Below are 15,873 nucleotides of genomic sequence, written 5' to 3' on the forward strand. Positions count from 1 at the left end.
TCAGCGGGTCAACAGCAGACAGCCGGCGATGGGTCCGCCTCCGACGGACACCGCGGCGACATCGAGCGGTTTCGCGACCTGACGATCACCGGCCTCCCGCCGCAACTGGAGGCACGCTTCGTGCAGCACCCAGTAGCCGTGCATCCGTCCTGCCGACAGTTGTCCGCCATAGGTGTTGAGCGGCAACTCGCCGTCACGTCCGATCCGGATGCCGCCTTCGACGAACGGCCCGCCCTCACCATCACCGCAGAAGCCCAGCGCTTCCAGCCAGGCGAGCGTGAGGAACGTGAAACCGTCGTAGAGTTCGGCGATGTCGACGTCCGCCGGGGTCAGATCGGTCCGGCTCCACAGCGTCGACGCAGCCTCGGTCGCAGCCATCTTCGGATAGTCGGGACGCTGCGTCCAGCCTCCGACCCCGCTCGCGCCGCCGATGGCGGCGAATCGTATCGCCGGATTCGGCGCCGACGACTCGTGGTCACGGTGAGAGACCACGACCGCGATCGAACCATCCACCGGGACATCGCAATCCAACAGACCGAAGGGCGTCGACACCGTGCGGGCGCCCAGATAGTCGTCCATCGTCATCGCGTCGCGGAAGACGGCCGCGGGGTTGAGCGCCGCGTTCGCGCGGGCGTTGAGCGCGATCGCACCCAGTTGCTCACGCGTGGTGCCGTATTCGTACATATGCCGACGACAGTGCATTGCCAGCCAGTTGGCCGCCGAATACGCGTCGGCCGCCAGGAGGTACGGAACATCACTCATCACCGGCCGGGGATCGCGCCGCGGCCGGGGCTTCTCCCCCGGCCGCTTCGGCCGGTCGACGGTACCGCCCATCATCTGGACCGTTCGATACACCAGGACGTGGCGGGCACGCTTCTCCCCGACGGCCACCGCTGCCTGTTGCACGGGAGCCAACAGCCCCGCATCGCCGTACGGGCCGCCGAGTTTCCCGGGTTCGATGCCCAGCTGCTGCGCGGTCTCGTCGGCCGGAGTGTCACCGAGGGTGAGGATCGCGTCGATGTCCGTGGGCTCGAGCCCGGCATCGGCGATCGCCGCTCTCACGCTCTGCATCGTCAGATCGATTCCCGGCGTGCCGGTCTTGCGACCGATGTCGGAGATACCGATGCCCGAGATGATGGCGTCCTGTTCCGGGTAGGAGCTCATCGACGATCACCTCCGTCCGGGTCCGCACCGGTCCCGCTGTCGGTCGGGAAGAACACCGGGACGAACAGCTCACCATTCGGTTCGTCGCGCGACGTCGCCGGTTCGAACGCCACCCCCACGCGCATGCCGATCTTCACGTCGTCGGGTTCGCAGCCGACGACGTTCCCGGGAATCCGGAGGCCGGCCTGGTCGTCGAGCTCGATCAGGGCAATCACATACGGCGTCGGCAGATCGGGGTTGTAGCGCTGGACGTTCACCGTGTAGGTGAACACCGTTCCGGTCCCGGTGGTGTCCCGGAATCCGACCAGACCGGAACACTGCGGACACGTGTCGGCCGGCGGGAAGAACCATCGGTCACATGCCTCGCAGAACGGAAGGCGCAATACGTCGTCCCAACCCGAGGTCCAATACGTGTAGTCGTTGTCGACGACCGACGGGATGTTGCGCACTCTCCGACCATCCCCCAAGTCCGCCGTCACCGGTTGAGCGGATCGCGGGGCAGGCCGAGGATCCGCTCGGCGATCTGATTCCGGGTGATCTCCGAGGTACCGCCGGCGATCGACATACCGCGCGCCGCGAGCACCAGCAGACCGGCCATCTTGCCCGCTCCCGAGAGGAACGCGACGTCGGGGCCGATGAGTTCGGCCGACAGCCGTGCGCGGTCGCTGATGTGCTCGGCGAGAAGCAATTTGGTGACATTGCCCTCCGGCCCCGGCCCCGCGTCCGCGACCGAACGGGCAACACGACGCAGGTTGAGGAGGCGGAGCGCATCCTCGACCGCGAGGAACTCGCCGATCTTCACCCTCGATCCCTCGAGCCCGTCGGCATAGCGCTCGGCGAGCTTGAGCATGTAGGTCGCGGCACCCTCGCTGCCGGCGGTGCCGCCGCCGATGCTCACGCGTTCGTTGCCCAGTGTCGCCCGGGCCACCGTCCACCCGTCGTTGGGTTCACCCACGACGTCGGCGTCGGGCACGAAGACGTCGGTGAAGAACACCTCGTTGAACTCGGCGCCACCGGTGATCTGACGCAGCGGCCGCACCTCGACGCCCCGCGCGGACATGTCGATGAGCACGGCGGTGATGCCCTTGTGCTTCGGTGCTTCCGGATCGGTCCGGACCGTGGCCAGGCCCCGTTTACAGAGATGCGCCCCGCTGGTCCACACCTTCTGTCCGTTGATCCGCCAGCCACCGTCGACGCGCGTCGCCCGGGTCTTCACCGCGGCCGCGTCAGAGCCGGCGTCGGGCTCGGAGAACAGCTGGCACCAGATCTCGTCGCCGAGCAGGGCCGGCTTCACGAACCGGTCGATCTGATCCTGGGTTCCGTGCTGGATGAGGGTGAGGATGACCCAGCCGGTGATGCTGTACTCGGGACGCTTCACACCCGCCGCGGCCAACTCCTCCTCGATCACGAGCTGCTCGACGGCGTCGGCGGCACGGCCCCACGGCTTGGGCCAGTGCGGCATCACGTACCCGGTCTCGATGAGCTTCTCGCGTTGCGCCGCCTCACCTTCGGCAGCGGCGATGTCGGCGATGTCGGCCCGCACGCGGACCCGTAGTTCCTCCGCCTCGGGCGGCAGATCGAGGCTGTTGGCGCGGGCGATCCCCGACGCCGCGAACGTGAACACGTCCCGGGCCGGTTCCTGCCCGCCGAACAATCCCTTGAGCACCGTCGCCCGGCGCAGGTGGAGGTGCGCATCGTGTTCCCAGGTGAAGCCGATTCCGCCGTGGACCTGGATGTTCAGTTCCGCGTTGGTCGAATACGCGGGCAGCGCCAGCGTGGCGGCCGAGGCGGCGGTGAGACCGAAGGCCTCGACCCCTTCGTCGGCGGCGCGGGCGGCATCCCACACGGCCGCGGTCGCGGCCTCGGCACCGACGAGCATGTTCGCACAATGATGTTTGACCGCCTGGAACGATCCGATGGTCCGGCCGAACTGTTCGCGCACCTTCGCATACGCCACGGCCGACTCGAGCGTGTCCTGCGCACCACCCACGGCTTCCGCGGCGACCAGTGTTCTCGTGAGAGCCAATGCGGTCGAGCCGATCCCGGAGATCCGGGTGACCGGCGTGTCGGTCAGCGTGACCTTGCCGGAACGGCGGGTCGGGTCGAGATCGGCCTTCGTCTCGACGCTCAGCCCGTTCGCGGAGGACTCGACGATCAGCACGTCATCGCCGTCGATGAGCATCAGGATGTCGGCGAGAGGCGCACCGAGCACCGCGCCGACCTTGCCGGAGACGGCATCGCCGGAGGCCTCCAGAGACGACGCGAGTCCGACACCGGCGGTGAGCGATCCGTCGACCAATTCGGGGAGCCATCGACCGCGCAGCTCCTCGTCGGCGTGACCGAGGACAGATGAGGCGATGACGGTGGGCAGGAACGGACCCGGAGCGACGGCGCGGCCCAGTTCCTCCACGACGACGACGAGTTCGGCGATGCCGTATCCCGAACCGCCGTACTCGTCGGCGACGTGCAGTCCGAGCCAACCGACCTCGGCCAGTTCTTTCCAGAACGTGGGCCGCTGCTCCTCGGAGGCGTCGAGAAGTGCACGGGCCTCGGCGCGCACCTTGCGCTCGATGGTGAAGTCTCGGACCACCGAACCCAGTTCGACGTGGTCTTCGGTCAGGGCGATGCTCATTGCTGCTCCCGGGAGGTCTTCTGGGGGTCTGGATGTGGATGGTCGTCGGTGAGCGGAGGCCAGGTGCGTTCGTAGAGCGCACCGGAGGCGGTCCGCATCAGGTAGTCGTCGCGCTGGACCGATCGCCACATCTGCGCGACGTAGTCACCGACGTCGATCGTCCCCTCGATGGTGCGACGCGCGAGTTCGGCGCGACCGGTCTCGATACTCGATGGCTCCTCCCCGAGGAGCGCGGCGAGTTCGGCACGTTCGTCGGCGTCGAGGTCGTCGCCGACCCGGTCGCATTCCTTGAGGTACTTCACCAGTCTCGCCGCCCCCTTGGTCCAGCGTGCAGCGAGTGGGTCACCGGCCGTGCGGGCGGCGGCGCGCAACACCTCGAGCGTGGCCTCGAAGACATGCTGATTCGCGTCATCTCCTGGTTCGGGTGCGAAGTCGAGTCGTGACATGTCCAGTCCCGCAGCATGTCCGAGCGCCTCGATCTGTAGCCTGCGGTGCAGCATCCCGTAGATCATGCTGTTCCCGGCGTCGGGAGAACCGACGACGAGGGCGCCGCGTCGGTCATCGACGCCATCGTGGAACGTCGACATCTTCGCTTCGGCGAGAAGCCGGTAGTACCAGACTCGCTGGACGTCGATGCGGTTCCCGGTGAGCTGCTCGTAGTCGGCGAGACGATCGGGGAAGTGCGTGAACGGGTCCTGCGCACTGCGTAGGGAGAGCCACGCGATGTCGTCCATCGGGTCCCCGAGGTGTGCCAGTTCCCAGTCGACGATCGCGGTGACCTCACCGTCGGCGTACATGAAGTTGCCGGGACCGGTGTCGCCCTGGACGAGGACCGGCGGACCGTCGTAGTCGGGCTTGTTGCGTTCGAGCCAGTCGACGCAGAACGCGAGCAGCGGCGCCGGCGCCGACTTCCGTCCCATTCGTGCACGGATGCCGGCGAGTTCGTCGTCGAGGTGTTCCGGCACCGTCTTCACCGGGCCGAGTGAGGCGATGTCGAGTTCACGTGGGTCGATGCGGTGGATCGCGGCCAGTTTGCCGATGAAGTCGCGGGCGACGGTGACCTGCTCGTCCGGGTCCTTGATGAGGTAGAACCACGTCTCGCCGCCGACGCGCTCGAGCAGCACCGCCTGCAGCGTCGGGTGAGCGGCGACGACGCGTGGTATGCAGGCACCGGCCCGGTTGAGCGCCGCCATGATCTCGGCCTCCACCGACAGCGGATGAAACGCACTGCCCGGCTTCGGTTCCCGCGGATCATAGCGGAGGAACAGCTCGCCGCTGCCGGCCCGGCCACCGTGGGCGTCGACGAACCATGCCTGACGGCTCGCACCACCCGGCACCTGCCGAGCCGTGACGTCCTCTGCACCGGTCACGTCGACGATCCAGGACCGCAATTCGTCGGGCAGGCCCTTCGGAGCCCGCCTCGCCGGACCGGTGGACTTCTTGTCGGTCACCTCGGCTGCCGTCATCGGCCCTCCCGGCTGCGCGCCGCCCGGTCCATCTGCGCGCGTTCCATCCAGGCGCGGACGGCAGCCTTGTGCTCGTCGGTCATACCCGATCTCACCATCTGTTCGCTCTCCAGCGGGAGCGCTTCGGACAAACTCATCTCGGCAGCGCGCAGCACGTTGCCCTTCGTCGCCGCCCAGGCCTGGCGCGGACCGGCCGCGACGGCGGTGGCCCAGTCGAGGGCTGCCTCGGCGAGCTCTGCGTCGGAGACCACCCGGTTGACCAGACCCCAGTCCTGGGCCTGCGGCGCCGACATCGGCTCGCCGGACACCAGGAACTCCATCGCCCGCGACGGACCGAGCAGCCGGGTGAGGAACCAGGTCCCGCCGAAGTCACCGGAGAATCCGAGGTCGCCCCAGCCGGCGACCAGCTTCGCCGACGACGCGGCGATCCGCAGATCCGTCGCGAGCGCAATGGACAGACCCGCACCCACAGCGGCGCCGGGAAGAGCCGCGATCGTCACCTTGGGCATGTCGTGCAGGAGCGTGGAGATCCGTGCGTTGTGGGTGAGGCCGGCGGCCCGCTCCTCGATGCTGCCGCCGGCGTTCTCCACCTTGCGGCGCACGTCCCCGCCGGCGCAGAACGTGGTGCCGGCCCCGGTGATCAGCACGGACCCGATCTCGGGATCTGCGGCGAACTCCATCAGCAGACGCGGTACCGCCTCGTACATACCCGGGTGCAGCGCGTTTCGCCGCTCCGGACGGTTGAGGACCACGAGGCCCACGCGGTCGACGACCGAGGCCGCGACGACGTCGGTGCCGGTGTCGATCACCGAGCCGCCGCGTCGTGCGGCGAGTTCGGCGATCCCCACGGTGCCGTTCACCGATGCGGTCACCTGCCTGCCTTCCGCTCCGAACCGGCGCTGTAGAGGAGTTCCCGATGGCGCCCCATCATCTCGATCGCGGTGCGCTCCAACTCCTCCGCGGGTTTCGGCAGCAGCACCGGTCCGTGTTCGCGGCTCGGCAGCGCGACGGTCGCGGTCGCCGGCGCGGTGACCTCACCCCGCTGGTTGGTGGCGCGGAACTCGAGGTCGACGTGGCCGACACCGTCGACGACCCGCTTGCCGACGACCTCGCCGGTGATGATCTGGGTGTCGCCGATGTAGTTGAACTTGCGCATCTCGTCGTGCTGGCGGACGAGCCAGGCGTCGTCGCCCATCCAGTCGGTGACGAAGTGGGTCAGCCAGCATTCGCGGGTCACGCCGTAGTCGTAGGCCATCGGGTTGCCGATGGACTGCGACCACTCGTTCTCCCAGTGCAGACGCTGCGCCACATCGGGGATACCGGCCTGGTTCTTGATGTAGAACTTGGGCTTTCGTTGCCGGTTCTCGTAACCGAGACGCCCGTGGGCGATCCCGTAGGGCGCGAAACCGTAACCGCCCGAGTGGAAACAGATGATGTCGGTCAGAGTGAGCGGACCCTTGGCCATCGGCCGCAGCTTCTCCCCGATCTCGACGTCCTCGAACCAGCGCTTCTGCGCACCGCGAGGACCCTCCGCCGCGTAGATCTCGTCGATCTCGGCGATCTGATCGTCGGTGTACGACGCGGCTTCGATGCTCATGTTCTTGCCGCGCTCGCGTGACTTCTTGCGTTCGGTGGCGATGAGGATGACACGGTCGATGGAGACGACCTCGGCCCGTTGGTTGACCCGAACCGTCCGGAGCACACGGATCACCGAGCGACCGGCGAACTCGCTGGTCTTCTCCTCGATCGACTCGAGTCCGCCGAAGCCGTAGAGCTCGTCACCCGGCAGCACCGGACGAAACCACTCGCTGGTCTGCCCGGACACGAACAGGTGTACGCCGGAGAAGAGACGTTTGGTGGCCTGGCGGATGTCCTCGGGGATCGGGTCGCCGAGCATCTTGCGCGACAGCGCGATCGGCATCATCGGCGGCGCGATCTGGCTTCCCCACCGTGTCCGTGCGCCGTACGCGGGATCGGTGAACAGCGGGTTGTCGTCACCATAGGCGCGGGTGAAGTTTCGCAGCGCGTCAGGTGTTGCGACGGAATAGAACTCGTCGATGCTCTTGGGCGCCTCGAGGCCGAGGAGGAGTTTGGCCTTCTCGATGTCCTCATCTCTGATCGGGTGATCGAAGTCGGCATCTGCCGAAGAGTCGTTCTTCGTGGAGGTCTGGCTCATGGTCGTGTCACCCACCGACGCGCATCGGCAACGACTTCAGACCGCGCAGCGACAGGGTCGCCTTGTATCGCAGGTCGGTGTCGGGCACTCTCACCTCGAGGGAGGGGAACCGCTCGATCAGGGTGCGCAACGCGACACGGCCTTCGAGGCGGGCCAGGTGATGGCCGAGGCAGTAGTGCGCGCCGAACGCGAAGGACATGTGCTTGTTCGGGAAGCGCGCCAGGTCCAGTGACTCCGGATCGTCGTACACCTCCTTGTCGCGGTTGGCGGAGATGATCATGCCGACCACCTGGCTGCCCTGCGGGATGTGGGTGCCGGCGAACTCGACATCCTCGATGGCGATACGCGGGGCCGCACACGCCACCGGGGTCGTGTACCGCAGCAACTCCTCGATGGCGGTGGGCCACAGCGCCTCGTCCTCGCGGAGCGCCTGCAGTTGTTCGGGGTTGCGCACCAAAGCCAATGTGCTGCTGCCGATCAGGTTCGACGTCGTGTCGTGGCCGGCGAGCAGCAACAGAAAGATCATGCCGAGCACTTCGCGATCGGTCAGACGGTCGCCGTCCTCGCGGGCCTCGACGATCGCCGAGATCAGGTTCTCGTCCGGATGCGCGCGGGCCTCGTCGGCGAGATGCTGGATGAACTTGAGCAGTTTGTTCGCGACGGGCATCCGGCGGACCATGCCGATCGGACCGGCGCCGGAGTCCTCGGTCATCTTGTTGACCAGGTGGTGGAACTCCGCGCGGTCGGCGTCGTTGACGCCGAGCATCGAGGAGATCACCCGGAGCGGGAGCTCGACCGCGTAGTCGTTGACCAGGTCGACGTCCTTCTTGCGGGCCAACTCGTCGACCAGTTCGTTGGCGATGTCGGTGACCTGATCGCTCATCCCCGCAATCAGTTTCGGGGTGAACGCCTTGTGCACCAGGGTACGAAGACGCTTGTGTTCCGGGTCGTCTTTGAACACCATCGTCTCGCTGAGCAGCTTGATGGTCTGCGGGAGCATCCAGTTGAATCGCGCCGCACCGCCGTAGCGCATGGAGTCGGTGGAGAAGCGTTCGTCGGTGTGCAGTGCCTGGACATCGGCGTGCCGGGTCACCATATATCCGGTGCCGCGCACCATCATCGGGGCCTTCAGGCGGGAGACGGGTTCATTCTCGCGGAGGTAGGCGTACCGCGGATACGGGTTGTAGTACATCACCGGATCGGCCAGGTTGGTCACCGACATGGTCGGGGTTGCGACGCTGGTCATGGGAGGTTCACCTTTCGTTGCCATCGGTTGGCATCAGATCGACCTCACGGTCGAGCAACACGGTCGCCGTGCCCTTCAGGACGGTCTCGTCGCGCTGATTGGTTGTCTCGAGCACCAGTTGCACCCGCGTGGTCTCGGTTCGCTCGATCGCCTCGACCTCGGTGACGGTGGCGCGTCCCACGAGGGTGTCGCCGGGCCACACCTGCGCGACGAACCGCGCCGAGTAGTCCTCGACCGCGGCGGCACCGAACCAGTCGGTCACCAGCCGGCCGGTCATCCCCATCGTCAACATCCCGTGCGCGAAAACCGTTGGTACCCCCGCGACCTCGCGCGCGAACAGCTCGTCGGTGTGCAGCGGGTTGTAGTCGCCGGACGCACCCGCGTACTGCACGATCTGGGTCCGGGAGAGGTCCTCGACGAGGATGGCCTCGCGGGTGTCGCCGACGACGGGCTGGGCGGTCGGCGTGGACGTGTCCACGCTCATGACGTCTTCTCCGCGGGGGCGGTGCTCACGGCGACGGCGGTGGCGGTCGCCACCACCTCGCCGGACTCGTCGAGGTAGTCGGTGACGGATTCGGTGAAGACCATCGCTCCCCCTTTGCGCCCCTTCTTCTCCCAGGTGTCACCGGTCCGCACCGACGTGCGCAGGATCTCACCCACCCGCACCGGTCGAACGAAGTGAAAGCGTTGTTCGGCGTGCAGCACATTGCTGGTGTGCTTCGCGTCGGGCGATGCGGCGTCGCGAGGCGTCGCGTTCTGTGCTCCTGTCCGCGGTGCTCCGGCGCCGGTGGGGTCGGCCCCGGACCCGATCCACGCCTTCCCTGGTTTCGGGCGCAGCTGATAGTCCGCATCGAACTGGGCACTCGCCTGCAGAAACGTCGGCGGGATGACCGCGCCGTCGAGCCCGCCGGCGTCGGCGGTCGCATCGGAGTACACCTCGGCGGTGTCCCCGATCGCACGAGCGAACTGCTGAACGTGGCCGGACTCGATCGGGAATCGCCGAACGGCCATGTCAGTCCCGCCAGTTGCCGAGGTCGAAGGGAACGGTTGCCAGACGTGCGGCCTCGGTCTCGAGCTCGGCGATCGTCCAGCGCTCGTCGCCGGGCTTCTCGATGGAGTCGATGATCGCCCACGGCTGGAACAGCTTGACCTTGTTGCCCATGACGAAGAAGACCCGACCGGTGATCGGGCAGTTCTCCGTCCCCAGGTAACCGACGAACGGGGAGACGTTCGCCGGGTCCATCGGCCCGGCCTGCTCACCCTTCTCCGGGTCCGGCACGCCGGGCAGCCCGGCGGTCAGGCGTGTCAACGCAGCGGGCGCGATGGCGTTGACCCGGACGTCGTACCGGGCCAGCTCGCCGGCGGCGATCATGGTCATCGCGGCGATGCCCATCTTGGCCGCACCGTAGTTGACCTGACCGGGCTGGCCGAAGAGACCCGAGGTGGAGCTGGTGTTGATGACCGCGCGCTTGACGCCGGGCTCGATCTTGGACCGTTCGCGCCAGTACGCCGCAGCGTTCTGCAGCGGCGCGAAGTGCCCCTTGAGATGAACCTTGATGACCGCGTCCCATTCGTCCTCGGACATGTTGACGACGGTCCGGTCGCGAAGGATGCCGGCATTGTTGACCAGCACGTGAAGGTCCCCGAAGGACTCGACCGCGGTGTTGATCAGCGACTGCGCCCCCTCCCAGGAGGCGACGTCGTCGTGGTTGGCGACGGCCTTGCCGCCGAGGGCCTTGATCTCCTCGACCACCTGCTCCGCGGCAGAGGCGTCGGCACCGCTGCCGTCACGCGAGCCCCCGAGATCGTTGACCACGACCTCCGCTCCCTCGCGGGCGAACAGCAGCGCATGCTCCCGTCCGATTCCGCGCCCAGCCCCGGTGATGATGGCCACGCGGCCGTCCAGACTCCCCATGCATCGCTCCCAGTAATCGGCTTCTCGATCCAGGTTGTAATAGTACACTGATTTGCATGATTGTCACCACATTCACAGTTTCGGCCAAGAGCGCCGTCGACACCCCGGGAGTTGTTCTGTGACTACGGAACTCACTGACGAGAAGCACTCCGAGGCCCCCTCCTCGATCACCGCCGACACCCTCACGACCATCGAATACGAGGTCTCCGACGACCACGTCGCGACCATCACGCTCGACCGTCCGGAGGCCCTGAACTCCTTCGACGACACGATGGCGGCGGAGATGGAGTGGGCATGGACGACCATCCGCGAGGACGCCGACGTCCACGCCGTGGTCATCCAGGCGAACGGCGACCGAGCCTTCTCCACCGGCGCCGACATCAAGGGTGGTACGTCCTGGTTCGCCAAGGACAACGTCTGGAACACCTTCGATCCCGGCGTCACGCTGTCGCCGAAGATCCATCACCGCGTGTGGAAGCCGGTGGTCGCCGCCGTGCACGGCATGGCCGCCGGCGGCGCCCAGTACTTCCTCAACGAATCCGACATCATCATCGCCTCGGCCGATGCGGAGTTCTTCGACCCGCACGCCAACGGCGGCATCGTCTCGGCCCTCGAACCGATCGGGATGCTCAACCGCGGCGTGCCCCTGGGTGACGTCCTGCGCTGGGCACTGATGGGCACCGAGGAGCGGATCACCGCCGACACCGCACTGCGCCTGGGCCTGGTCACCGAGGTGGTGGAGCGCGAGAACCTGCGGTCGCGTGCCCACGAGATCGCCGCGTCGATCGCCGCCCGCAACCCGGTCGCGGTGCAGGGCACAGTGCGCGCCATCTGGGAATCCCTCGACATGACCCGCAGCGCCGCGCTGCAGAACGGCATGGCCTACACCCACATCGGCAACCAGCCCGCCGAGGTCCGGCGGGCGCAGCCGCGACGGAACGATCCGCCCACCTACCGATGACCCTGGCTCGGGAAACAGATAACTGATACAACTATTTGGCCTCCGCCGTGCGGCGGAGACTGACGGAGGTAGACGTGAAACACCCCTGGGACCGTCGACTCGGCGTCTGGTGGATCGCCGAGGATCATCCCGACCGACCGGCGATCGTCGCCTCCCCGAGCGGACGCACGATGACGTACGACGAGCTGACCGGCAGCGCGCATCGACTTGTACACGCATTGCGCGCACAGGGCCTCGGTGCCGGCGACATCGTCGCCTACGCGCTGCCCAACGACGTCTATCCGGTGATCTGGCAGCTCGCCTGCGCGGAGATGGGAATCCGTTATCTCGCATTGAATCCCGCGCTGTCAGCGGCCGAGTTCATCGACATCCTCGAACACTCGGGTGCGGTGGCCGTGGCGGTCCACCCCGACTTCGCCGACCGGATGAGCGACGTCGGCAACACGGACACGCTGAAACTCGCGGTGGCCGTCGGCGGTGACATCCCGGGCTTCCTGCCGTACGAGGAACTGATCGCCTCGCATCCCGACACCCTTCCGGAGAATCGGGTCCTCGGCGGTGCGATCTCCTACTCGTCGGGCACCACCGGCAAGCCGAAGGGCGTCATGCGTCCGCTCCCCGCGCTCGAACCGTCGGCTGCGGCAAATGCCATGTCCACCTTCGGTCGCGCCTTCCAGTTCCTGCCCTTCGACGGCGTCCACCTCGTTTCGACAGGAATGAATCATGGTGGCTGTCAAGGCTTCTACCTCGGCGCCCTGAACGTCGGCCAGGCACTCGCCATCGGCGGGAAGTTCGACCCCGAGGACACGCTGCGGATGATCGACGAGCATCGGGTGACGACCGCCTACATGGTGCCGACCCAGTTCGTCCGCCTGCTCCGACTCCCCGAGGAGGTCCGCAACCGCTACGACCACTCGAGCCTGAAGGTCGTCGCCCACTCTGCGGCGCCGTGCCCGCTCGAGGTCAAGAAGCAGATGTTCGACTGGTGGGGTCCGGTGATCTGGGAGACCTACGGCGGGATGGAGGGGGCCGCGACGATCGCGAAACCCCACCGCTGGCTGGAGAAGCCGGGCACCGTCGGCCGTGCTGTTGCGGGTATGGCGGTGCGCATCCTCGATGACGACGGTAACGAACTGCCGGCCGGCGAGATCGGCAATGTCTACCTGGAGTCGGCGACCTCGACCTTCGAGTACCGCGGCGACCCCGAGACCACCAGGTCGGCTTTCCGCGGACGGTCGTTCACCATCGGCGACATCGGATACCTCGACGACGACGGTTATCTGTTCATCTGCGACCGCGCCAAGGACATGATCATCAGCGGCGGCGTGAACATATACCCGGCGGAGATCGAGGGTGTCCTGTCGGCGCATCCCGCCGTCGCCGACGTCGCGGTCATCGGAATCCCCGATCCCGAATGGGGCGAACAGGTCAAAGCCCTGGTGGTGACCGCAGATTCGGCGACCGACACCGACGGCCTCGCCGACGAGCTCATCGCCTGGAGCAAAGAACGGCTCGCCCGCTACAAGTGCCCGCGCAGCGTCGAGTTCCGGGAGACGCTGCCGCGCACCGAGACCGGGAAGCTCCTGAAACGCACTCTTCGCGACGAGTTCTGGACCGCCAGCGGCCGGCACGTCTGACGGCACATACCCGCACACGAAAGGGAACGACTCCACATGACCGACACGTCCACATCCACCGCGGCACCGCCGGATTCGGCGGACACCCAGCCCGGTGCGGTGCCCATCGTCGACTACCTCGTCCTCGGCGATCAACCTCACCTCATCGCGCACGAGTGCACCAAGTGTTCGGCGCGGTACTTCGACCACCGGAACGCGTGCGCATCGTGCTTCGGTACCGAGTTCACCGATGTCGACGTCCCGACCACCGGGACGTTACGCACCTACACGATCGTGTCCTTCGCGGCCCCCGGCGTCCCGGTACCCTTCGTCGCCGGCGTGATCGATTGCGACGGAACCCATGTCCGCGGGAACGTCATCAACACCGACCCGACTCCCGAGAACATCACCCTGGGCATGCCGCTGCGCCTGGCGACCTATGTGGTCGGGACCGATGACAACGGCGTCGAGGCAATCGGTTTCGGATTCGAACCGGATACATCCGGAAATGGGGAGGCAGTCTGATGTCGGAGAACGTGTGGATTCTGGGTATCTACATGACCAAGTTCGGCAAGCACCTCGATCGCGACGTGGTCGACCTGGGCGCCGAGGCCTCTCTGGCCGCGATCGCCGACGCCGGGATCACCATGTCGGACATCGACGTGCTGGCCGCCGGGAACATCATGGCACCGCCGGGATTCGGTCAGGCCCTGCAGAAGCAGATCGGCCAGACCGGCATTCCCGTCTACAACGTGAGCAACGCGTGCGCCACCGGCGCCACCGCGCTGCGCACCGCGGTGATGGCCATCAAGGCCGGTGAGGCCCGCTACGCTCTCGCCGTCGGCGTCGAAAAGCTGGCCGGCGCCGGACTCCTGGGCGGGCGGGCGAAGCCCTCGGCCGGCAACGAGTGGACACCGCAGGGCCGGTTCGGTGCCGTGACCGGACTCGACGGACGCGTCGGCACCGAGGCGATGCCGGGCGTGTTCGCCCAGGTCGGCATGGAATACCTCCACGAGGCCGACTACTCCGGCGTCCCGCTCGACCTGTTCGCCCGCATCGCCGAGAAGAACCACGAGCATTCGACGCTCAATCCGCTTGCGGCCTACACGAAATCCATGTCGGCCGAGCAGATCAAGAACGACGTCATGATCGCCTACCCGAACACCCGGTCCATGTGTTCGGCGAACTGCGACGGCGCGGCTGCGGCGGTCCTGGTCAGCGACAGCGAACTGTCGAAGCTCTCGCTCGAGCAGCGTCGACGCGCGGTCAAGATCTCGGCCTCGGTCCTCACCTCCGACCCGTGGCAGGAAGCCTGCCAGGTGCTGCCCGACGTCAACACCCTCACCCGCAACGCGGCGCAGAAGGCCTACGAGCTGGCCGGCATCGGACCGTCGGATCTGGATCTGGTCGAACTGCACGACTGTTTCGCCACCGCCGAACTCGTCCACTACGACAACCTCGGTCTGTGCGAGCCCGGCAATGCGGTCGACTTCTTCGAGAGCGGTGCCACGTGGCGCACCGGCACGACGCCGGTCAATGTCTCCGGCGGCCTGGAATCAAAGGGACACCCGATCTCGGCCACCGGTATCGCCAACGTCTGGGAGGTCTGCCACCACCTTCGCGGTGAGGCCGGTGATCGCCAGATCGAGGGTGCGCGAGTCGGTTTGGCCCACGTCATCGGGCTCGGTTCGGCCTGCGGGATCCACGTCCTGGAGCGGTCCGTCGCCTGAGTCGGACATCGTCGAAGAACCCCTGCGGGCCGAAACACCACTGCGGTCGGCTGGCATGGTGTCTAATAACTAAAAGAGTTAACTTGTTTGTCTGTTTACGCAAGGAGCCACCATGTCAGCTCGACTAGCAGGAAAAGTAGCGTTCGTCACCGGCGTGGCACGAGGCCAGGGCCGAAGCCATGCACTGCGCCTCGCCGAGGAGGGAGCCGACATCATCGGCGTCGATCTCCCCCGTCCGGTGGAGAACATGACCTATCCGCTGGCGTCGCAGGAAGACCTCGACGAGACCGTGCGGCTGGTCGAGAAGACCGGACGGTCGATCATCACGCGGGCGGCGGATGTCCGCGATCGCAGCGCCCTCGACGAGGCGGTCGCCGCCGGCGTCGAGGCCTTCGGTCATCTCGACATCGTCGTCGCCAACGCCGGTGTCTGCCCCCTGGGCCAGACACCGCCGAACACCTTCCTCGACGTCATCGACGTCAACCTGGTGGGCCTGATCAACACCTTCAACGCCGCGTACCCCCATCTGGGCGATGGGGCGTCACTGATCGGCATCGGCTCGGTCGCCGGACTCACCCCGGGCGCCGTCGACAACCCGGCCACCGGCCCCGGCGGCGCCGGTTACGGCTACTCCAAGCGGGCCATCGCCCAACTCGTGCACGACTTCTCGATCCTCGTCGCACCGCGTGGCATCCGCGTGAACGCCGTCCATCCCGGCAACTGCGACACCGACATGTTGCAGAACGACGCTATGTACCGGATGTTCCGGCCCGACCTCGAATCCCCGACGAAGGACGATGCGTCCCTGTCCTTCCCGGTGATGAACGCGATCCCGGTGCCGTGGGTCGACCCGCTCGACGTCAGTAACGCCGTCGTGTACCTGGCGTCGGATGAGTCCCGATACGTCACCGGCTCGCAACTGAAGGTGGACGCCGGCGCGATCGCCAAGGCGGTTCCCCTCTGACCT

The 15,873-nt window shown here is 66.9% G+C and carries 15 protein-coding genes; 5 read left to right on the top strand and 10 right to left on the bottom strand.

Annotation, left to right across the window (positions count from 1 at the left end; genetic code table 11):
• From IHQ52_RS00240 to IHQ52_RS00290, 10 genes are read right to left on the bottom strand one after another with little or no spacing between them, the layout of a single operon-like run.
• Complete coding sequence (locus IHQ52_RS00240; protein WP_024499721.1) at positions 1-1,164, bottom strand: thiolase family protein; 1,164 nt, start codon at positions 1,162-1,164, stop codon at positions 1-3.
• Entirely contained in the window at positions 1,161-1,613 is a 453-nt protein-coding gene (locus IHQ52_RS00245) for a Zn-ribbon domain-containing OB-fold protein (protein ID WP_024499720.1), read from the bottom strand. The genes IHQ52_RS00240 and IHQ52_RS00245 overlap by 4 nt, the downstream gene beginning before the upstream one ends.
• Positions 1,614-1,639: 26 nt before the next feature.
• Positions 1,640-3,796, bottom strand: a complete 2,157-nt coding sequence (locus IHQ52_RS00250; RefSeq protein ID WP_024499719.1) for an acyl-CoA dehydrogenase family protein — start codon at positions 3,794-3,796, stop codon at positions 1,640-1,642.
• Positions 3,793-5,262 carry a phosphotransferase family protein gene (locus IHQ52_RS00255; protein WP_051349654.1) on the bottom strand — a complete coding sequence of 490 codons (1,470 nt, stop codon included), beginning with the start codon at positions 5,260-5,262 and terminating at the stop codon, positions 3,793-3,795. The genes IHQ52_RS00250 and IHQ52_RS00255 overlap by 4 nt, the downstream gene beginning before the upstream one ends.
• A complete protein-coding gene (locus IHQ52_RS00260; RefSeq protein WP_193748687.1) occupies positions 5,259-6,134 on the bottom strand; it encodes an enoyl-CoA hydratase/isomerase family protein in 876 nt (291 codons plus the stop codon). The genes IHQ52_RS00255 and IHQ52_RS00260 overlap by 4 nt, the downstream gene beginning before the upstream one ends.
• Complete coding sequence (locus IHQ52_RS00265; protein ID WP_024499716.1) at positions 6,131-7,438, bottom strand: FAS1-like dehydratase domain-containing protein; 1,308 nt, start codon at positions 7,436-7,438, stop codon at positions 6,131-6,133. The genes IHQ52_RS00260 and IHQ52_RS00265 overlap by 4 nt, the downstream gene beginning before the upstream one ends.
• 7 nt (positions 7,439-7,445) lie before the next feature.
• Positions 7,446-8,684 (bottom strand): cytochrome P450 family protein, encoded by a 1,239-nt coding sequence (locus IHQ52_RS00270; protein ID WP_024499715.1) that lies wholly within the window; start codon positions 8,682-8,684, stop codon positions 7,446-7,448.
• A 7-nt stretch (positions 8,685-8,691) separates the two neighbouring features.
• Positions 8,692-9,168: a MaoC/PaaZ C-terminal domain-containing protein gene (locus tag IHQ52_RS23560; RefSeq protein ID WP_024499714.1), complete on the bottom strand. Its 477-nt coding sequence runs from the start codon at positions 9,166-9,168 to the stop codon at positions 8,692-8,694.
• On the bottom strand, positions 9,165-9,695 hold the full coding sequence (locus IHQ52_RS00285; protein ID WP_024499713.1) for an FAS1-like dehydratase domain-containing protein: 531 nt from the start codon (positions 9,693-9,695) through the stop codon (positions 9,165-9,167). Before IHQ52_RS00285 ends, IHQ52_RS23560 begins: the two co-directional genes overlap by 4 nt.
• Before the next feature lies 1 nt (position 9,696).
• Entirely contained in the window at positions 9,697-10,599 is a 903-nt protein-coding gene (locus IHQ52_RS00290; protein WP_024499712.1) for an SDR family oxidoreductase, read from the bottom strand.
• 166 nt (positions 10,600-10,765) lie between these two features.
• Between IHQ52_RS00290 and IHQ52_RS00295 the strand changes: the two genes are divergently transcribed.
• From IHQ52_RS00295 to IHQ52_RS00315, 5 genes are all read left to right on the top strand, one after another.
• Entirely contained in the window at positions 10,766-11,560 is a 795-nt protein-coding gene (locus tag IHQ52_RS00295) for an enoyl-CoA hydratase/isomerase family protein (RefSeq protein ID WP_024499711.1), read from the top strand.
• 74 nt (positions 11,561-11,634) lie between these two features.
• A complete protein-coding gene (locus IHQ52_RS00300) occupies positions 11,635-13,197 on the top strand; it encodes an AMP-binding protein (RefSeq protein ID WP_024499710.1) in 1,563 nt (520 codons plus the stop codon).
• Between the two features lie 36 nt (positions 13,198-13,233).
• Positions 13,234-13,701: a Zn-ribbon domain-containing OB-fold protein gene (locus IHQ52_RS00305; protein ID WP_024499709.1), complete on the top strand. Its 468-nt coding sequence runs from the start codon at positions 13,234-13,236 to the stop codon at positions 13,699-13,701.
• Positions 13,701-14,906 (top strand): thiolase family protein, encoded by a 1,206-nt coding sequence (locus tag IHQ52_RS00310; protein WP_024499708.1) that lies wholly within the window; start codon positions 13,701-13,703, stop codon positions 14,904-14,906. The genes IHQ52_RS00305 and IHQ52_RS00310 overlap by 1 nt, the downstream gene beginning before the upstream one ends.
• Before the next feature lie 112 nt (positions 14,907-15,018).
• Entirely contained in the window at positions 15,019-15,870 is an 852-nt protein-coding gene (locus IHQ52_RS00315) for a mycofactocin-coupled SDR family oxidoreductase (RefSeq protein WP_024499707.1), read from the top strand.
• The last annotated feature ends 3 nt before the right edge of the window (positions 15,871-15,873 follow it).

The organism is Gordonia amicalis, from assembly GCF_022059885.1.
GTDB classification, from domain to species: domain Bacteria; phylum Actinomycetota; class Actinomycetes; order Mycobacteriales; family Mycobacteriaceae; genus Gordonia; species Gordonia amicalis.